Origin of the sequence: Burkholderia sp. Bp9004 (assembly GCF_003858025.1) — a bacterium.
GTDB lineage: Bacteria > Pseudomonadota > Gammaproteobacteria > Burkholderiales > Burkholderiaceae > Burkholderia > Burkholderia diffusa.
The window spans coordinates 98,348-116,474 of record NZ_QTQD01000017.1 but is presented as its reverse complement, the minus strand read 5'-3'; the positions used below and the strand labels follow the sequence as shown (position 1 = coordinate 116,474).

General features: G+C 69.0%; 14 protein-coding genes. 6 read left to right on the top strand and 8 right to left on the bottom strand.

Going from position 1 to position 18,127, the window contains the following annotated elements; all coding sequences use genetic code 11:
* The first annotated feature begins 16 nt into the window (after window positions 1-16).
* The 3 genes from xdhB to DIE08_RS19665 all read left to right on the top strand — a co-directional run bounded on the left by xdhB (window position 17) and on the right by DIE08_RS19665 (window position 3,555).
* Window positions 17-2,380 (top strand): xanthine dehydrogenase molybdopterin binding subunit, encoded by a 2,364-nt coding sequence (xdhB, locus tag DIE08_RS19675; RefSeq protein WP_124903108.1) that lies wholly within the window; start codon window positions 17-19, stop codon window positions 2,378-2,380.
* A 1-nt stretch (window position 2,381) separates the two neighbouring features.
* Window positions 2,382-3,056, top strand: coding sequence for a xanthine dehydrogenase accessory protein XdhC (gene xdhC, locus DIE08_RS19670; protein WP_124903106.1), 675 nt, complete (start codon window positions 2,382-2,384; stop codon window positions 3,054-3,056).
* A 97-nt stretch (window positions 3,057-3,153) separates the two neighbouring features.
* The gene (locus tag DIE08_RS19665; protein ID WP_124903104.1) at window positions 3,154-3,555 is read left to right on the top strand and encodes a polyketide cyclase; all 402 of its coding nucleotides are present in this window, start codon (window positions 3,154-3,156) and stop codon (window positions 3,553-3,555) included.
* 43 nt (window positions 3,556-3,598) lie between these two features.
* Here the strand turns inward: DIE08_RS19665 and DIE08_RS19660 are convergent, their stop codons facing one another.
* The 3 genes from DIE08_RS19660 to DIE08_RS19650 form a co-directional block, all read right to left on the bottom strand.
* On the bottom strand, window positions 3,599-4,546 hold the full coding sequence (locus tag DIE08_RS19660; protein ID WP_059604519.1) for a LysR family transcriptional regulator: 948 nt from the start codon (window positions 4,544-4,546) through the stop codon (window positions 3,599-3,601).
* A gap of 69 nt (window positions 4,547-4,615) precedes the next feature.
* Window positions 4,616-5,254, bottom strand: coding sequence for a 2-hydroxychromene-2-carboxylate isomerase (locus tag DIE08_RS19655; protein ID WP_059604522.1), 639 nt, complete (start codon window positions 5,252-5,254; stop codon window positions 4,616-4,618).
* A gap of 107 nt (window positions 5,255-5,361) precedes the next feature.
* The gene (locus DIE08_RS19650; protein ID WP_124903102.1) at window positions 5,362-6,816 is read right to left on the bottom strand and encodes a TAXI family TRAP transporter solute-binding subunit; all 1,455 of its coding nucleotides are present in this window, start codon (window positions 6,814-6,816) and stop codon (window positions 5,362-5,364) included.
* A gap of 454 nt (window positions 6,817-7,270) precedes the next feature.
* Between DIE08_RS19650 and DIE08_RS19645 the strand changes: the two genes are divergently transcribed.
* The 3 genes from DIE08_RS19645 to DIE08_RS19630 all read left to right on the top strand — a co-directional run bounded on the left by DIE08_RS19645 (window position 7,271) and on the right by DIE08_RS19630 (window position 12,411).
* Entirely contained in the window at window positions 7,271-7,636 is a 366-nt protein-coding gene (locus DIE08_RS19645) for a BON domain-containing protein (RefSeq protein WP_124629562.1), read from the top strand.
* 238 nt (window positions 7,637-7,874) lie between these two features.
* Complete coding sequence (locus DIE08_RS19640) at window positions 7,875-9,965, top strand: D-(-)-3-hydroxybutyrate oligomer hydrolase (RefSeq protein WP_124903100.1); 2,091 nt, start codon at window positions 7,875-7,877, stop codon at window positions 9,963-9,965.
* A gap of 610 nt (window positions 9,966-10,575) precedes the next feature.
* Window positions 10,576-12,411 carry a S10 family peptidase gene (locus tag DIE08_RS19630; RefSeq protein WP_124903098.1) on the top strand — a complete coding sequence of 612 codons (1,836 nt, stop codon included), beginning with the start codon at window positions 10,576-10,578 and terminating at the stop codon, window positions 12,409-12,411.
* 157 nt (window positions 12,412-12,568) lie between these two features.
* Here DIE08_RS19630 and DIE08_RS19625 read toward each other — a convergent pair whose 3' ends face one another.
* The 5 genes from DIE08_RS19625 to DIE08_RS19600 all read right to left on the bottom strand — a co-directional run bounded on the left by DIE08_RS19625 (window position 12,569) and on the right by DIE08_RS19600 (window position 17,964).
* Entirely contained in the window at window positions 12,569-13,357 is a 789-nt protein-coding gene (locus tag DIE08_RS19625) for a sulfite exporter TauE/SafE family protein (RefSeq protein WP_124629565.1), read from the bottom strand.
* A gap of 306 nt (window positions 13,358-13,663) precedes the next feature.
* Window positions 13,664-15,103 (bottom strand): DHA2 family efflux MFS transporter permease subunit, encoded by a 1,440-nt coding sequence (locus DIE08_RS19620; protein ID WP_124903096.1) that lies wholly within the window; start codon window positions 15,101-15,103, stop codon window positions 13,664-13,666.
* Between the two features lie 128 nt (window positions 15,104-15,231).
* On the bottom strand, window positions 15,232-15,963 hold the full coding sequence (locus DIE08_RS19615) for a DsbA family oxidoreductase (RefSeq protein ID WP_124903154.1): 732 nt from the start codon (window positions 15,961-15,963) through the stop codon (window positions 15,232-15,234).
* A gap of 235 nt (window positions 15,964-16,198) precedes the next feature.
* Entirely contained in the window at window positions 16,199-16,993 is a 795-nt protein-coding gene (locus DIE08_RS19605; protein ID WP_059604541.1) for a transcriptional regulator, read from the bottom strand.
* Window positions 16,990-17,964, bottom strand: a complete 975-nt coding sequence (locus tag DIE08_RS19600) for an ornithine cyclodeaminase family protein (RefSeq protein ID WP_124903094.1) — start codon at window positions 17,962-17,964, stop codon at window positions 16,990-16,992. The genes DIE08_RS19605 and DIE08_RS19600 overlap by 4 nt, the downstream gene beginning before the upstream one ends.
* Between the last annotated feature and the right edge of the window lie 163 nt (window positions 17,965-18,127).

Sequence of the window (18,127 nt, the reverse complement as noted above, 5' to 3'; positions counted from 1 at the left end):
ACGGAGAACACCGAAGATGAACCAGCAAGCAGAACCGTTCCTGAACACCCTCGACCCGCAGGCCGACGCCGCGCAGGTGCACGTCTCGCGCGCGCACGAATCGGCCCACCTGCACGTGAGCGGGCGCGCGACCTACACCGACGACATCCCGCTCGTCGCGGGCACGCTGCACGCGGCGCTCGGGTTGTCCGCGAAGCCGCACGCGAAGATCGTGTCGATGAACTTCGACGCGGTGCGCGCGACGCCCGGCGTGGTCGCCGTGTTCACGGCCGACGACATCCCCGGCGTCAACGATTGCGGCCCGATCATCCACGACGACCCGGTGCTCGCCAAGGGCATCGTGCAGTTCGTCGGCCAGCCGATGTTCATCGTCGTCGCGACGTCGCACGAAATCGCGCGGCTCGCCGCGCGCCGCGCGCGGGTCGACTACGAGGAGCTGCCCGCGATCCTGACCGCGCAGGATGCGCGCAAGGCCGAAACCTACGTGATCCCGCCGCTGAAGCTCGCGCGCGGCGACGCGGCCGCGCGGCTCGCCGCCGCGCCGCATCGCGAGTCGGGCGAGATGCTGCTCGGCGGCCAGGAGCAGTTCTACCTGGAAGGCCAGATCGCCTACGCGGTGCCGAAGGACGACGACGGGATGCACGTGTACTGCTCGACGCAGCACCCGAGCGAGATGCAGCATCTCGTCGCGCACGTGCTCGGCGTCGCGTCGCACAACGTGCTGGTCGAATGCCGCCGGATGGGCGGCGGGTTCGGCGGCAAGGAATCGCAGTCGGGCCTGTTCGCGTGCTGCGCGGCGCTCGCCGCCTGGAAGCTGCTGTGCCCGGTGAAGCTGCGTCCGGACCGCGACGACGACATGATGATCACCGGTAAGCGGCACGATTTCCATTACCGCTTCGACGTCGGCTACGACGACGACGGCCGCCTCGACGGCGTCGCCCTGGACATGACGTCGCGCTGCGGCTTCTCGGCGGACCTGTCGGGCCCGGTGATGACGCGCGCGGTGTGCCACTTCGACAACGCGTACTGGCTCGGCGACGTCGACATCGCCGGCTACTGCGGCAAGACCAACACGCAGTCGAACACCGCGTTCCGCGGCTTCGGCGGTCCGCAGGGCGCGTTCGCGATCGAATACATCCTCGACGACGTCGCGCGCACGCTCGGCCGCGATCCGCTCGACGTGCGCTACGCGAACCTGTACGGCAAGACCGAACGCAACGTGACGCCTTACGGGCAGACGGTCGAGGACAACGTGCTGCATGAACTGCTCGGCGAACTCGAAACGACGAGCGACTACCGCGCACGGCGCGCGGGCGTGCGCGAATTCAACGCACGCAACGCGGTGCTGAAGAAGGGCATCGCGCTCACGCCGGCGAAGTTCGGCATCGCGTTCAACGTCACGCACTTCAACCAGGCCGGCGCGCTGGTGCACATCTACACCGACGGCTCGGTGCTCGTGAACCACGGCGGCACGGAGATGGGGCAGGGGCTCAACACGAAGGTCGCGCAAGTGGTCGCGCACGAGCTTGGTATCCGCTTCGGCCGGATCCGCGTGACGGCGACCGACACGAGCAAGGTCGCGAACACGTCCGCGACGGCCGCGTCAACAGGCTCCGACCTGAACGGCAAGGCCGCGCAGGATGCGGCGCGCCAGCTGCGCGAGCGCCTCGCGGCGTTCGCGGCGAAGCAGTTCGGCGACGGCAAGATCGATGCGGCCGACGTGAAGTTCGGCAACGATGTCGTGTGGGTCGGCGGCCACGGCGTGCCGTTCGGCGAAGTGATCGCGAAGGCCTACCTTGCACGTGTGCAGTTGTGGTCCGACGGTTTCTACGCGACGCCGAAGCTGCACTGGGATCAGTCGAAGCTGCAGGGCCGGCCGTTCTACTACTACTCGTACGGCGCGGCCGTGTCGGAAGTCGTGATCGACACGCTGACGGGCGAGATGCGCACGCTGCGCGTCGACGCGTTGCACGACGTGGGCGCTTCGCTGAACCCGGCACTCGACATCGGCCAGGTCGAAGGCGCATTCATCCAGGGGATGGGCTGGCTCACGACCGAGGAGCTGTGGTGGAACGCGGGCGGCAAGCTGATGACGCACGCGCCGTCCACGTACAAGATTCCGACCGTCAACGACACGCCGCCCGAGTTCAACGTGCGGCTGTTCCAGAACCGCAACGTCGAGGACAGCATCCACCGGTCGAAGGCCGTCGGCGAGCCGCCGCTGCTGCTGCCGTTCTCGGTGTTCTTCGCGGTGCGCGACGCGATTGCCGCGGTCGGCGACTACCGGGTGAATCCGCCGCTCGACGCGCCGGCCACCGGCGAGTCGATCCTGCGTGCGGTGAATGCGGTGCGCGCGGCGGGCGCCGCGCGGGCAGGCTGATATGAACCGGCCCCCAGGCTCACTGCGCTCGCTGCATGCCGCGTCGCATGCGCCCGCCGCCGGTTGCAACGGCGCGTGCGACAACGCGCCTTCGATCGGGACGTTCGCACCGGGCACCGGCCGGCGCAACCGCGCGAGCGCGGCGCAGCCGCCGATGCACGTCGTGCTGTTCGGCGCGGGACACGTCGGTCATGCGCTCGTCACGCTGCTCGGCGCACTGCCGTGCGTCGTGCAGTGGGTCGACACGCGCGACGAGCTGTTCCCGGACGAATGTCCGCCGAACGTGCAGCCAGAGTCGACCGACACGCCGGAGGCCGTCGTCGACGCGGCGCCGCCCGGCGCGTACTTTCTCGTGATGACGCACAATCATGCGCTCGATTTCTCGCTCGCCGCGCAGATCATGCGGCGGCGCGACTTCGCGTACTTCGGGATGATCGGTTCGCGCACCAAGCGCGTGAAGTTCGAGCGCCGGCTCGCGGCGCGCGGCGTCGATCCGGCGCGGCTCGCGGAGATGGTGTGCCCGATCGGCATCGCGGGCATCGTCGACAAGGCGCCCGGCGCGATCGCGGTGGCCGTCTGCGCGGAACTGCTGCAGGCCCGCTCGGGCATGCCGGTGGCCGATGCGAAGGCGGCCGCGGCGGGGCGCGTGCGCGACGACGTGAGCTGCGCGCGGTAACGGCGCGGGTCGGCACGCCCGACGCACGTCCGCCAGTTTTTGCCTACACTGCACGGATCGCGCGGCATCGGGCCGCGCGTCTTTTCGTGCAGGCACCATGTCCGATCCCCAGGTCTATCTCGACGCACTCGATGCAAGCGTCGTCGACATCGAGCGCTGGCTGTCCGGCACCGATACTTCACCCGCGGCGCTCGAGGCGCTGATCGCACCTTTTTCCGCCGATTTCACGATGATCATGACCGACGGCCGCGCGCTCGACCGCGACGGCACGCGTGCACTGTTCGCGAGGCTCGGCGGCGCGAAGCCGGGGCTGCGCATCGCGCTGTCGGACATCCGCGTGCTCGCGGCCGACGCATCGCATGCGGTGCTCACCTATCTCGAAGCGCAGCATGCGGCATCGGGCGAACTCCCCGCGCGTCGCGCGACCGCCGTGTTCGCGCGCGACGCGGCAGGCATCGTGCGCTGGACGCATCTGCAGGAAACCTTCTGCACGGCCTGAGCGGCGGCGCTGCGTCGTCGCGCGCAGGCCGTGCCGCGCGGTGTCACCGCTTGCGGCCGCGTGCGGCCGTCAGCTCGTCGGACACGCTCTGCATCAGCGCGCACAGCCACGCGATGTCGGTCGGGCGATCGGGGTGCGGGTGCGTGAGCAGGTAGCTCTTGATGCGCGGGAACGGCACGGGCGGCGTGACGACGACGAGCGGCAGCAGCTGCGCATAGTGCGTCGCGAAGCGGCGCGTCGTCGTGAAGATCAGGTCCGACTGCAGCAGCACCTGCGGCACGATCCCGAAATACGGCAGCGTCGTCACGATCCGCCGCGTGAGGCGCGCGCGTGCGAGGCCGATCTCGATCGCGTTGCGCTTGTCGCCGGTGTAGGGCGTCGGCGCGACGTGCGCGGCCGACGCGTACGCTTCGCGCGTCAGCGGTGCACGGGCGAGCGGATGCGCATCGCGCATCAGGCACACGATCGTGTCGGAGAACAGGTCCTGGCGCGCGAACCGCGGGTCGGGCTTCGGCCAGTTGCCGATCACGAGATCGAGCGCGCCCGATTCGAGTGCCTCCGCGTGATCGAGCGCGGGATTCAGCGAGTCGATTTCCAGATGTGCATGCGGCGCCGCGTCGCGAAAGCGTTCGATCAGCGTCGGCATGAAGAAATCGTTCAGGTAGTCGGGCGCGGCGACGCGGAACGTGCGCCGCGCCGACGACGGGTCGAAGTCGCCGTGCGGCGTCGCGATGAAGTCGACCTCGCGCAGCGCGCGCGACGCCGCGCCGAGCAGCGACGCGCCGTACTCGGTCGGCACCATCCCGGACTTGCCGCGCACGAGAATCGGGTCGTTCAGCGTCTCGCGCAGCTTGCGGAGCGCGGTGCTGATCGCGGGCTGGGTCTGGTTCAGCCGCAGTGCGGTCTGCGTGACGCTGCGCTCGAGCAGCAGCGTGCGCAATACGCGCACGAGCCAGATATCGAGCGAGGCGGTACGGTCGTCGTCTTCCATCGGTGCGCGGTGATTCGGGAGAAGCGTAACCTTACCGCAGCCACGTGTCGCGGTGCGTGATACCGGCCATCACGCGCGCCCCTTCGGCAGCGTGCTGATCCGCTTGACCTCGCGCGATTCGAGCCAGTTCGGCGTGCGCGCGCAGTACAGCACCATTGGCAGCGCGTCCTCGCCCCAGAACAGCTGCTGGTTCATCCAGAACGTCGGCACGCCGAACACGCCGAGCGCGATCGCGTCGTCGGTGTTGCGGCGCAACTGCGCGCTCGTTTCCTCGAATTCGATCAGCTCGTCGCCGTGCCCGACGCCGACGCGCTCGCACAGCGCGGCGAACCCGTCCGGCGTCGACGGATCGTTGCCGTCGTGCCAGATGAAGCGGAACATTTCGAGCACGGTCGCGATGTCGGCGCGCAGCGCGATCGCGAGGCGCAGCACCTTGTCGGTGTCGAACGGATGCGCGGGCGGCATCTTGAAGCGGATGCCGAGCTGTTCGGCGCGAAACAGCGCATGGCGGTACGTGAACATGCGCTTGGCCGGCACGTCGGCGCTCGGGCGCTGTCCCCAGTGGCGCTGCAGGTCGGGCAGCGACACGGCGACGGGATCGAACGGCACGTCCGGCCACTTGTCGTGCTGTTCGAGCAGCAGGTAGGAGAACGGCGACACGAAGTCGAAGAACCAGGCGGGTTGGGCAGTGTCGAGGCCGGTTGTCATGGCGATCTCCAGAGAATGGGGCGTGTGCGCCTCGCGGCGGCCTTCATGTTAAGCGGCGGCGCGCGGATGCAGCCGCGCGGATGCAGCAATGATCGTGGATCGGCCGCTCATGCGGAACCGGGAGTCGCCCGAGGGGGCTCGCCGGCCGGCGACGCGGCCGCGCCGCCGCGCGCCGCCGCGAGGCCGCCGGCGCCGGGTGTGCCCGACGTGCCGGACGCGGCGTCGTGGTCGTGCGCGGTGAGCCGCTCGCGCACGAAGCCGATGTGTTCGCGCAGCACGTAGAACTGCCCCGCATACGCGAGCGGCATCTTCATCCGGTTCACGGCTTCCTCGATGTCGTCGAGCTCGTCGAGCAGATGGACGCGCTCCTCGGCCGTATGCTCGCCGAGCGCGCGGCGCTCGAGCGCGATCAGCGCGCCGTACCAGCGGTAGATGCGCGAACGCACGCGCCAGCCGTACAGCGACGGCACCAGCCGCAGCCCGGGGATCAGCACGACGATCAGCGGCACCACCACGACCAGCAGCCGGTCGACGAGACTCGCGACCCAGAACGGCAGCCGCCGGTACAGGAAGGTCTTGCCCGACTTGTAATAGCGCGCCGCGTCGTCGGACAGCGGGAAGCCGCGCGTGACGGCCGACGGGAATTCGCCCGCGTGCTGCAGGATTGTCGCGTGGCCGTGCACCTCGCGCGCGGCCTCGATCAGCAGGTCGGACAACGCGGGGTGCAGCGAGTCGCGCGCGACCAGCTCGATCGTCGGCGCGACCGTATGGATGTCGGCGGGCGGCAGGTTGCGGCCGAGATCGTAGACGCCCATCGGCAGCGTGATCGCGGTCAGGTACGGGAAGCGCCGCGCATACGCCTCGGCCTGCGTGAACGAGTACACGTGCACGCCGGGGGCGCGGAACAGTTTCGCCATGACCGGGATCTGCGTCGAGTCGCCGGACAGGAATGCGGCGTCGATCCTGCCGTCGAGCAGCGCGGTTGCCGCGTCCTCGCCGGCCGTCGGCAGCAGCTCGGTCGAGCCGCCCGGCACGATGCCGTTCATCTTCAGCAGCGCGAGGCTCAATTCGCGCGCGCCGCTGCCTTCGGCGCCGAGCGCGAGCCGCTTGCCCTTGAAGTCGGACAGGCGCGCGACCACCGGGCCGCGGTACATGATCGCGAGCGGCACGTAGCCGATGCTGCCGAGCGATACCAGGTGCTCGTCGCGCTCCTTCGGGCCGATGCCGCTCTGCACGAAGCCGACGTCGACCGGCGCGTTCGGGTTCGACAGCCGCGCGAGGTTCTGCGCGGATCCTTCGGATGACTGGACGTCGAGCGTGACGCCGTTCTTCGCGAGGATCGCCTTGTATTTCTGCGCGGCGTTCCAGTAGGTGCTGCCGGGCGGGCCGGACGAAATCACGAGCGTGGACGGCGGCGCCGGCTGGATCAGCTTGACCGCGAGCCAGACCGCCGCGACCGCGAGCAGCACGGTGGGGCCGATCGACAGCGCGAGGTCGCGCCACGACACCGCGACGAAGCGGGCGAGGATGCGGCGGGGCGGGCGAGGGCTGGCTGGCTTCATGGAGTCGACGGATGACACGGGCGTGACGCGTCGGTGACGCGCGTCACGGACGATGTACGCGATGCAGGTTCTGGCGGCGATGGTACCCGGTTTCGCCCGGCATGCGCGAGTCCGGCCCCGTGGCGCGGCGGCGGACTCGGGCGCGCGAGCCTGCGGCCGCCGGGGGCTCGCGCGTCAAAAGCTTTGCGCTTCGGCGGGCGCTGGATTACATTGTGCGTCGCAGCCGCGACCGATTCGCGCGCGACCCGGCACGCAATGAGACCGGGCGCGTCCGGCCGGCGGCTGTCCGGCCCGGCCGGCCCGCATTCGCGTGCGCCGGTCGCCGGCCCGTGTCGCCTCTCTCGCATCGCCGTGGAAATCATCGGCCGTCCCGCCCGTTCGCGCGCGGGCCGGCTGCCTTTGGGGGTATCCGGCCGTACTGTGCGCGGCCGTTCCGAAGTCATAAGGAGATAGCATGAAGTCGATCGTGTTGAGAGCGTTGGGTGTTGCGGCCGTGGCTGCCTGTCTGTCGGGCAGCGTATATGCGCAGTCGAGCGATGCGGCGGCAACCGAGGCGCCGGCTGCGGCAGCGAGCTCGCCGAAGGCCGCGGCCAAGACCGCGAAGAAGGCGAACCGCAAGCTCGGCTACGCGGTGCGCAAGGCAATTACGAAGGCAGGCGGCATCGACGTGGCGAACCTCGTCGTGCGCTCGAAGGGCGGCGCGATCTCGCTGGAGGGCACGGTGCCCGACCAGGCACAGATCGACAAGGCGGAAGAGGCAGCGAAGAGCGTGCAGGGCGTGACGTCGGTCACGAACAAGCTGACGGTTCAGCAGCAATGATGCCGGGCGGCGGCGCGCCAGCGCCGCGCGCCCGCTTGCGGCGGGCCCCGGCGCACCGGGGCCCGTTTGCGCTTTAGAATGCCTCGGGCCTGCCGCTTTGCGCCAGGCCCCCCCCCGAACGGGTATCCCCAAGGGACTTCCTTCGGGACGGAAAGCGCTGGACGGCCCCGCGTTCTTCAGAGGCCGTGAGCCGCGCACGACGCAGCGGCGGACCGATAACGATATCGAGAGGACGGCAATGACGACGCACGGGTGGGGCAGTCGGATTCTCTTGGGCGCGGCGCTGGTCGCGGTCGCGATGCTCGGTGCCTGCAACGGTGACGATTCGGGCGAGCGCAACCGGTTGCCGGGTTTCGTGTCCGGCAGCGTGCGCACGACCGCCTATGACGGCACGAGCGACGATCTGCTGACGGCCGGCCTCGGCAAGACCGGGCTCGCCGCCGCCACCGCGCCCGCGTTCGCGAATCCGTCCCGGCCGACGAGCGCCGAGCTGCGCCGGGTCGCGATCTGGTCGAACTACCGCGCGCTCGTCGACATGAGCGCCAATGGCGGCTACGGCCGTTTCTGGGGGCCGAACGTCGATCTCGACGGCAACGACACGCTCGGCGAAGGCAAGATCCCCGGCACCGAATATCTCGCGTATTCCGACGACGGCAGCGGCCGCAAGAACGTGACGCTGCTCGTGCAGGTGCCCGCGGGTTTCGATCCCGCGCAGCCGTGCATCGTCACGGCGACGTCGTCCGGTTCGCGCGGCGTGTACGGCGCGATTTCGGCGGCCGGCGAGTGGGGCCTCAAGCGCGGCTGCGCGGTCGCATACAACGACAAGGGCGGCGGCAACGGCGCGCACGAACTCGGCTCCGACACGATCACGCTGATCGACGGCACGCTCGCCGACGCCGTGCTCGCCGGCAACGCCAGTCTCTTTACCGCCAACGTGACGAGCGGCGACCTGGCCGCCTTCAACAGCCGCTTCCCGAACCGCTACGCGTTCAAGCACGCGCATTCGCAGCAGAATCCCGAGCAGGACTGGGGGCATGTGACGCTGCAGTCGGTCGAATTCGCGTACTGGGCGCTCAACGAGCAGTTCGGGCCGCTGCTCGACAGCTCGCATCACGGCGTGCGCTACCGCCCGGGCGACATCACGACGATCGCCGCGTCCGTCAGCAACGGCGGCGGCGCGGCGCTCGCGGCGGCCGAGCAGGACACGCGTCGCTGGATCACCGCGGTCGTGGTCGGCGAGCCGCAGGTCAACGTGCGGATGGCGCCGAACGCGGTCGTGCGCGAGGGCGGCCAGCCGGTGCCGTCGTTCGGCCGGCCGCTGGCCGACTACGCGACGCTCGCGAACCTGCTGGAGCCGTGCGCGGCCGCATCAGCGTCGCTCGCGGGCGCGCCGTACCTGAGCGCGCTGCCGGCCGCCACCACGCAGTCGATCCGCACGCAGCGCTGCGCGACGCTCGCCGCGGCGGGGCTCGTGTCGGGCGCCGATACGCAAAGCCAGGCCGCCGACGCGCTCGCGCAACTGCATGCGGCCGGCTATCTCGCCGATTCCGACCTGCTGCAGGCGCCGATGTGGGATTCGCAGGCGATTCCGGCGATCGCGGTCACCTATGCGAACGCGTACACGCGCTCGCGCGCGACCGACAATCTGTGCAATTTCAGCTTCGCGACCACCAGCGCGGCGACGGGCGCGGTCGCGCCGCCCGCTACGTCGCCGATGCCGGCCGTGTTCGGTCTCGGCAACGGCGTACCGCCGACCGCCGGCGTCAGTCTCGTGTTCAACACCGGCGCGGGTGTCGACCACCGGCTCGCGACGCCCGACGCGAGTTTCGCGGGCGCGCTGTGCCTGCGGCAGCTGTGGACCAACGGGATGCTCGACATGCCGGCGAACGTCGACGCAGTGCGCGTGAACGCGAACCTGCAGGGCAAGCCCGCGATCATCGTGCAGGGCCGCAGCGACGCGCTCGTGCCCGTGAATCACGCGTCGCGTGCATACGTCGCGCAGAACGGCATCAGCGAAGGCGGCCGCAGCCAGCTCGTGTTCTACGAGGTGACGAACGGACAGCACTTCGATGCGTTCCTGCCCGTCGCGGGCTTCGACACGCGCTTCGTGCCGGTCCACTACTACAACCTGCAGGCGCTGAACCTGATGTGGCGGCACCTGAAGAGCGGTGCCGCGCTGCCGCCGTCGCAGGTGATCCGCACGGTGCCGCGCGGCGGCACGCCGGGCGCCGCGCCGGCGTTGACGAGCGCGAACCTGCCGCCGATCTCGGCGTCCCCCGGCGCGAACACGATCACGACCGGCGCTGGCGCGATCGACGTGCCGCTCTGACGGCGCCGCCGCGCCGCGATACGGAAGCCGGACAGTCGTCCGGCTTTTTTCTTTTCGGCACCTGGAATCGGTCCCGCACTGGCCTTTATCGGAATGGCACGCGCTGTAACAAATTATTACTTTACGACGTAAAACCCGGAATCTATTATGCGCCGATATTTTCACTTAATTTAATAAATTACCGCAAAGACAATATTCCTTTCCGTATAGTTAATCGATCCTTTCGATTTTATTAAATCGGCTCGAGCTGCGATTGGTCGCCGTTTTGCGATTGATCGGAATTTCGCCGAGGGGGGCGTTCGTCTCTTGGAAGCGAAGGCGCCTTTTCTGGCGGGCTTCACGGGGAATGCTTTTGCTTGCTGTTTCTGGCGCATGCGGATGACAGGGCGGAATTCGCATTGCCGAGCATTATTGAATCGTCGTTTGCAATGGAATTGATTCCATTGTGCGGTCGAGGAATATGGGTGGGGTAAATCGTGCCGGTCGGTATTCGCCGATCCGGTAAAAAACTCGGAGTGCATCGCAAAACGAATGCGCTCCCGGTGCGGAGCGCCGGCGCAAATGATCCTTTGCGACCGGCGGTATTTATCGTTCTGTTCGAGAGGCAATAATGACGACACTGAAGTCCTTGAAAGACGGTTTCGCGCTATTTGGAACGACACTGAGCGTGCCGCTCGCCGCAGCCGCTGTTGCGGCGCTGCTCGTCACGGGGTGCGGCGGCGACGACGGGTCCGGCCCGACCGCCGCCACCGCGGCGGCCGCGACGACGTCGAACGGCAGCACCGCGGCCACCGCCAATGCAACGGCCGCCGTCCCGGCCGACCAGCCGTACGTCGACAACGACGTATACGGCACCGGGCCGAACGACGCGGTCACGGATTCGACTGAAGGGGCCGCGGTCGTGCACCGCCAGGTCACAATCGGCGGCAAGACCGTTCAGTACACGGCCACCACGGGCCACCTGACCACGATCGATCCGGTCACGTCGGCGCCGAACGCGAAGATGTTCTACGTCGCGTACACGCAGGACAACCTGGACCCGTCGAAGCCGCGCCCGGTCACGTTCTTCTACAACGGCGGCCCCGGCTCGTCGTCGGTCTACCTGCTGCTTGGCTCGTATGGGCCGAAGCGCCTGCAGTCGTCGTTCCCGAACTTCACGCCGCCGGCCCCGTACAAGCTGCTCGACAACCCGGACAGCCTGCTCGACCGCACCGACCTCGTGTTCATCAACCCGGTCGGCACCGGCTACTCGGCGGCGATCGCCCCGGCGAAGAACAAGGACTTCTGGGGCACTGACCAGGACGCGCACTCGATCGATCGCTTCATCCAGCGCTACCTGACCAAGTACTCGCGCTGGAACTCGCCGAAGTTCCTGTATGGCGAGTCGTACGGCACGGCGCGCAGCGCGGTCGTATCGTGGGTGCTGCACGAGGACGGCATCGACCTGAACGGGATCACGCTGCAATCGTCGATTCTCGACTACGCGAACGCGCTGTCCGCGCCGGGCACCTTCCCGACGCTCGCGGCCGACGCGTTCTACTGGAAGAAGACGACGCTCAATCCGACGCCGACCGATCTCGACGCGTACATGGTGCAGGCCCGCAACTATGCGGACAACACGCTCGCGCCGCTCGCGCAGAAGCCGAATCCGCAGGACGGCGGCTTCGTGAACGTGCGGCTTAACCTGAACCTGCAGACCGCGCAGCAGATGGGCTCGTACATCGGCACGGATCCGACGTCGCTGATCCAGACGTTCGGCAACCCGGCCGCGCTCGGCAACGTGCCGTCGTCGGACGACAACCCGCCGTACACGTTCTTCCTGACGCTCGTGCCGGGCACGCAGATCGGCCAGTACGACGGTCGCGCGAACTTCACGGGCAAGGGCATCGCGCCGTACATCCTGCCGAACTCGGGCAGCAACGATCCGTCGATCACGAACGTCGGCGGCGCGTACACGGTGCTGTGGAACAGCTACATCAACACCGACCTCAAGTACACGTCGACGTCGTCGTTCGTGGACCTGAACGACCAGGTGTTCAACAACTGGGACTTCAGCCACACGGACCCGACCGGCGCGAACAAGGGCGGCGGCAATACGCTGTACACGGCCGGCGACCTGGCGGCGACGATGAGCGTGAACCCGGACCTGAAGGTGCTGTCGGCGAACGGTTATTTCGATGCGGTCACGCCGTTCCACCAGACCGAGCTGACGCTCGCGCAGATGGCGCTCGATCCGACGCTCAAGGCGCAGAACCTGACGATCAAGAACTACCCGTCGGGCCACATGATCTACCTGAACGACGCGTCGCGGACCGCGCTGAAGGGCGATCTCGCCAACTTCTACGACGGCATCCTCGCGAACCGCACCGCACTGCAGCGCGTGCTGAAGCTGCAGGCGCGCACGCAGCAGCTCAAGCAGCAACAGTTGAAGCAGCAGGGGCAGTAAGCATCGCGTTGCGGCCCGCACGGTCCGGCCTTGCGCCGGGCGGTGCGGGTTCGCGAGACCCCGGATGGACGACAGCCCGATCGGCGCAGGCCGGTCGGGCTGTTTTTTTCAGCGCATGGCGATGCCGGCGGCTGAAGGAGGCGCCCGGCGGCGGCGCCTACGCGAGCACGAGCCGCACGCCGACCGCGACGAGCGTCGCGGCGAGCAGGTTGCGTAGCAGCCGCTCGGGCGCGCGCGCCGACAGCAGGCTGCCGATAACGATGCCGGGCAGCGAGCCGAGCAGCAGCGACAGCAGCATCGACCAGTCGACCGAGCCGAGCAGCCAGTGGCCCATGCCCGCGACGAGCGTGAGCGGCACCGCGTGCGCGATGTCGGAGCCGACGATGCGCGTGGTCGCGAGCGTCGGGTACAGCAGCAGCAGCACGGTGACGCCGATCGCGCCGGCGCCGACCGACGTCATCGACACGAGCACGCCGAGCACGGCGCCCGTCAGCACGGTCGACCACAGCGTGCGCGCAGGGCTCGGCGCGAGCGGGTTGCGCGCGGCGAACGCGGTCAATTGCGGACGGAAGATCAGCGCAAGCGACGTGAGCAGCAGCGCGATGCCGAGCACGAGCTGGATCATGCGCGCGGTGCCCGGCGTGTTCATCCCGTGCGTGTGCAGCCACCACAGCGTGAGCGCCGCGGCCGGGACGCTGCCGGCCGCGAGCCGGCCCGTGATACGCCAGTCGATCGACCCCTTCAGGCCGTGGACGAGCGTGCCGGTCGCCTTGGTCGCGGCCGCGTACAGCAAGTCGGTGCCGACCGCTGTCGCGGGGTGGACGCCGAACAGCAGCACGAGGATCGGTGTCATCAGCGAACCGCCGCCGACGCCCGTCAGGCCGACGAGGATGCCGACGAACAGGCCGGACAGGGAGTACAGCAGATCGATATGGGGAAGCGACATCGGAAGCAGGCGGTTATGCGGCGTTCGGCGGCGGCGCGCGGCCGCTGCGCGCGCGTCAAAGTCCGCCATTGTCGCAAATGTGGCGGGTGGATGTACGACTGCGTTAAAAATCGGCTGCGAAGGCCCGTGCGGCGGGCGGCGGGCGGGGCGTGAAACGGGCGTTCGATCGACGGCGGGGCCGATTACGCGATCGGCCCGAAAGGTATGATGAATCGGGAATGCGTGCCGCGCCCCGGCGTGCGCAAAAAAGGGCGCGACAGTGCGCGCCCCGGTGCGATGCCGGCGACCGGCGCCGCCTGCCGACGGTCAGTGCATCGCGGGGCCGACGCCTTCGACGCCGTTCTGCGGCCGGATGCGCAGCGCAAGGCCGATCAGCGCGGCGGCGGCGGCGAACGCCGCACCGACCGCGAAGGCCGCGTGGTAGCCGCCGTTCAGCGCGTCGAGCGGCGCGGCGTGCGCGGCCGCGAGCGCATCGGTGCGGGCGGCCGCAAGGCTCGCGAGCACGGCGAGGCCGAGTGCGCCGCCCATCATGAATGCGGTGTTGACGATGCCTGACGCGAGCCCCGAATCGGCCGGGTCGACGTCGCTCATCGCGGCGAGCAGCACCGGATTGAACGCGACGCCGGCGCCGATGCCGAGCAGCGTCATGCCCGGCAGCACGTGCCAGACGAAGCTGCCGTCCGCCGGCGCGCGCGAGAACAGCGCGAGGCCGCAGGCCGCGACGAGCAGGCCGGCCGCGATCGGGCCGCGGATTCCGAAGCGCATCACGATCCGCGCCGACAGCCCGAGCGAGAACGCGGCCATGATCAGGTTCGCCGGCAGGAACGCGAGCCCGACCTGCAGCGGCCCGTAGCCGAGCGCGCGCTGCATGTAGAGCGCGGACAGGAAAAACCACGCGAACATGGCCGCCGCCCACAGCACGCCGATCACGTTCGCGAGCGCGACGTTGCGCGCGGCGAACAGCGTGAGCGGCATCAGCGGATGCGCGACGCGCGCCTCGATCGCGATGAACAGCGCGAGCAGCACGACGGCCGCGCCGATCAGCACGACGGTCTGCGTCGACAGCCAGCCGGCCTCGTTGCCGCCGACGATCCCGTAGACCGCGAGCATCAGCGACGCGGTCACGGTGATCGCGCCCGCGATGTCGAGCCGCGCGGCGCCGGCCGGCGCGCGCATGCGCGGCAGCAGCGCGACGCACATCGCGTAGACCGCGAAGCCGATCGGCAGGTTGACGAGGAAGATCCAGTGCCACGACAGCGTGCTCGTCAAGAGCCCGCCGAGCAGCACGCCGATGCTGCCGCCGCCCGCGCAGACGAAGCCGTAGACGCCCATCGCGCGCGCCCGTTCGCCCGGTTCGGTGAAGAGGTTCATGATCAGCGACAGCGACACGGCCGACACGATCGCGCCGCCGAAGCCCTGCACGGCGCGCGCGGCGATCAGCATCGTCTGCGACTGCGCGAGGCCGCAGGCGAGCGATGCGAGCGTGAACACGACGAGGCCGGCGAGGAACATGCGCCGCTGGCCGTACAGGTCGCCGAGCCGGCCGCCGAGCAGCAGGCAGCCGCCGAACGTCAACAGGTATGCGTTGACGACCCACACGAGGGCCGTCTCGGTGAAATGGAGGTCGGTGCTGATCGACGGCAGCGCAACGTTGACGATCGTGCTGTCGAGCACGATCATCAGCACGCCGAGGCAGAGGACGATCAGCGCATACCAGCGCTTCTCGCCGTGGATCCCGTGGGTCATGGGCTGGCCGCCTTCTCTCTGATAGTTATTTGAAAGGCTGCATTGTAGACGTCATTCGCGCGCGCTTCCTGCCGGTTTATGGCAGGAGCGACGCGTAGCGGCGGCGCGCGTCGCGCGGCGCCGGGAGGTTATCCGCGCGGCGGCAGTTCGCAGCCGTCGGGGCCGCATGCGGCGGCGTCGCCGGCGAATTCGACGATGGCGCTATCGTGCCACGCCTGCTCGAGTGCCTGCGCGAACACCTCGGTCGGCTGCGCGCCCGATACCGCATAACGGCCGCCGAACACGAACAGCGGCACGCCGCGTCCGCCGATCTGCGCCGCGTGCGCGATGTCGGCCTCGACTTCGTCACGGTATGCGTCGCTGCGCAGCACGGCTTCGACGGCCGAGCGCTCGAGCCCCGCTTCGACCGCGAAGTCGATCAGCGCCGCGTGGTCGAACAGCGAGCCGTGCTCGCAGAAATACGCGCGGTACAGCCGCTCGGTCAGCGCATGCGCACGGCCGGTCGTTTCCGCGAGCTTCACGAGCCGGTGACCGTCGAGCGTGTCGCCGACGAACGTGCCGGGCAGGTCGTAGCGGAGCCCGACACTCGCGGCCGCATCGGTCACCTGGCGCAGCATCTGGTCGACCTGCGCGGGCGACATCCGGTACTTGCCGGCGAGCATCGCCTCGACCGGTTCGACCGGCTGGCCCGGCATCAGCCGGTACGCGCGCAGCGCGACGTCGACGTGCTCGGCGTGCGCAAACGCGGCGAGCGCCTCGTCGAAGCGGCGCTTGCCGATCCAGCACCATGGGCAGATCAGGTCGGACCAGATTTCGACGGTCAGGGTCGGGCGGGCAGTCGGGGCAGGGGTGGTCGTCATGGGCGGTCCGGGACGGCAAATAAATGTAACCGGGACTATATCATTTTGTGCTTCGGTGCTTCGGTGCTTCGGTGCTTCGGTGCTTCGGTGCTTCGGTGCTTCGTCGGCGTCTCGCCCGGGTGGAACGGGCCGGCCCGGACGCTTCACGAAGCGTAGACACGCATGGTGTGTACCGGTAGCGATTGTCGATGGCGATGACGGCATGCCCGGCGCCGCCGCTCGCCGCACGCGCCGCTTACGCGTCGCCCTGCGTTTCCTTCAGATGCTTCAGGTGCTTGTAGACGGTCGCGCGCCCCATCCCGAGCACGTTCGCGACGTAGTTCGCGGCGCTCTTGCCACGGAACGCGCCTTCCGCGTACAGCGCTTCGACGAGTTCGCGCCGGTGCTCGCGCGTGAGCCCGTTCAAGCCGACCTGCCGCTCGCGCAGCCAGCCATGCAGGAACGTGTTGATACGCTCCTGCCAGTCGTCGCGGAACAGCTCGTCCGGTTGCGCGACGATGCCCGCGCCCTTGATGAAGACGTCGAGCGTCGCGCGGACGTCGTCGAACACCGCGATGTTGAAGTTGATGCACATCATCCCGGCCGGGCGGCCTTCGTCGTCGAACAGCACGTTGCTCACGCAACGCATCCGCCGGCCGTCCCAGTTCAGCTTTTCGTACGGACCGATCACACGCTCGCGCGCCGAATGATCGATTTCCTCGAGCGCGGAGTCGTCGCCGACCTCGCGCTTCGACAGGTTGTTCGCGAGATACAGCACGGTCTGGTCGTGCAGGTCGTGGATCACGACTTCCGCATACGGGAAGAACAGCGCCGCGATGCCGTCGGCGATCGGTGCATAGCGGGTGAGCAGCAGGTCTTTGACGGGGGATTGCTTCTTGCGCATCGGAATCGCCATCTCGGGTGAGCGGGGGCCGGGCGGTGCGTCGGCACGGCGCGCCGGCGTGCCGTCGACCGGCTGGTCCGTGCGCCCGCGCGCTGCCGCCGCGGCGGTTGCGCCATTGTATCGGCCCCGCGCGCGCGTGCTGCTCATGCGCGCGTCAGATGCGTGTACAGCGCGTGCGCGATCGCGATGTCCTCGAGCCCGAGGCCGATCGAGCGGAAGAACGCATGACGCGTGCGCGACGGCGCCGCGCACGTGCCGGCGACGAGCGCGGGCAGGTCGCCGACGATCCGCTCGGGCGTCCAGCCGTGCCCGGCCGCCGCGATCTGCATCTCGCCCGCGCTCGCGGGCGTCGTGTGCCGGTAGTCGCAGTACACGTCCATGTCGGGCAACCACGCGGGCGGGATCTCGTGCGCGCGCGCGACGTTGGTGCTGATCGACGTGACGAGCGCGGGGCGCGTGAGCATGCCGTCCGCGAGCACCGGCGTGCCCGACGACGTGCACAGCATCACGACGTCCGCGTCGCGCACGCACGCCTCGACGCTGGCGGCTGCACGGGCCCGCGGATCGATCCGCGCAAGCGTCGCCTGTAGCGTCGGGTCGCCGGCGAGCGCGGGCGAATGAACGCTGATCGATGCCCAGTCGCGCAACGCCGCGGTGTGGCGCAGATGCGCGAGGCCGACCGCGCCCGTGCCGATCACGGCGAGCCGGCGCGCGTCGCGCGGTGCGAGGCAGTCGACCGCGAGCGCTGTCGTGCCGGCCGTGCGCTCGACCGTCAGCAGCCCCGCGTCGCACCACATCAGCGGCTGGCCGGTGCGCATCGACATCAGCGCCGTCCATGCGGTGACGATCGGTTTCCCGTCGGGTTTGCCGCCCGTCACGACGTACGGAGACAGCTTCGCGCCGAACACCTGCTCGTCGGCGAGCGCGCCGAGATACGTGATGAAATCGCCGGCCTGCTCGGGGAACAGCGTGAGGGTCTGCGGCGGCTGCACCGCGCGGGCCGACGCGAGCGACGCGAACATGCGGCGCAGCGTGCCGAGCACGTCGAGCGACGGCAGCGCCGCGCGCACCGCGGCTTCGTCGACGACCAGCGGCAGGGTCGGGGCGGGTTGCGTCATGGGACTTCTCCGGTCGGGGCCGGACAGGACAGTCTCGAAATAGCGTGTCCGGCGGTGTTCGTGGTGGACTAAAAGTCTAATATAGACAATAGAATTCTGGCGAGTTTTTCTTTTCAAGACCGAGGCGCGCTATGCGGAACGGTAAAAATGTCGATAAATCAAT

What these genes read in the sequence shown, in the direction of transcription:
- xdhB (WP_124903108.1), top strand. Translation starts at nt 17, where the DNA reads ATGAACCAGCAAGCAGAACCGTTCCTGAACACCCTCGACCCGCAGGCC.
- xdhC (WP_124903106.1), top strand. Translation starts at nt 2,382, where the DNA reads ATGAACCGGCCCCCAGGCTCACTGCGCTCGCTGCATGCCGCGTCGCAT.
- DIE08_RS19665 (WP_124903104.1), top strand. Translation starts at nt 3,154, where the DNA reads ATGTCCGATCCCCAGGTCTATCTCGACGCACTCGATGCAAGCGTCGTC.
- DIE08_RS19660 (WP_059604519.1), bottom strand. Translation starts at nt 4,546, where the DNA reads ATGGAAGACGACGACCGTACCGCCTCGCTCGATATCTGGCTCGTGCGC.
- DIE08_RS19655 (WP_059604522.1), bottom strand. Translation starts at nt 5,254, where the DNA reads ATGACAACCGGCCTCGACACTGCCCAACCCGCCTGGTTCTTCGACTTC.
- DIE08_RS19650 (WP_124903102.1), bottom strand. Translation starts at nt 6,816, where the DNA reads ATGAAGCCAGCCAGCCCTCGCCCGCCCCGCCGCATCCTCGCCCGCTTC.
- DIE08_RS19645 (WP_124629562.1), top strand. Translation starts at nt 7,271, where the DNA reads ATGAAGTCGATCGTGTTGAGAGCGTTGGGTGTTGCGGCCGTGGCTGCC.
- DIE08_RS19640 (WP_124903100.1), top strand. Translation starts at nt 7,875, where the DNA reads ATGACGACGCACGGGTGGGGCAGTCGGATTCTCTTGGGCGCGGCGCTG.
- DIE08_RS19630 (WP_124903098.1), top strand. Translation starts at nt 10,576, where the DNA reads ATGACGACACTGAAGTCCTTGAAAGACGGTTTCGCGCTATTTGGAACG.
- DIE08_RS19625 (WP_124629565.1), bottom strand. Translation starts at nt 13,357, where the DNA reads ATGTCGCTTCCCCATATCGATCTGCTGTACTCCCTGTCCGGCCTGTTC.
- DIE08_RS19620 (WP_124903096.1), bottom strand. Translation starts at nt 15,103, where the DNA reads ATGACCCACGGGATCCACGGCGAGAAGCGCTGGTATGCGCTGATCGTC.
- DIE08_RS19615 (WP_124903154.1), bottom strand. Translation starts at nt 15,963, where the DNA reads ATGACGACCACCCCTGCCCCGACTGCCCGCCCGACCCTGACCGTCGAA.
- DIE08_RS19605 (WP_059604541.1), bottom strand. Translation starts at nt 16,993, where the DNA reads ATGAGCAGCACGCGCGCGCGGGGCCGATACAATGGCGCAACCGCCGCG.
- DIE08_RS19600 (WP_124903094.1), bottom strand. Translation starts at nt 17,964, where the DNA reads ATGACGCAACCCGCCCCGACCCTGCCGCTGGTCGTCGACGAAGCCGCG.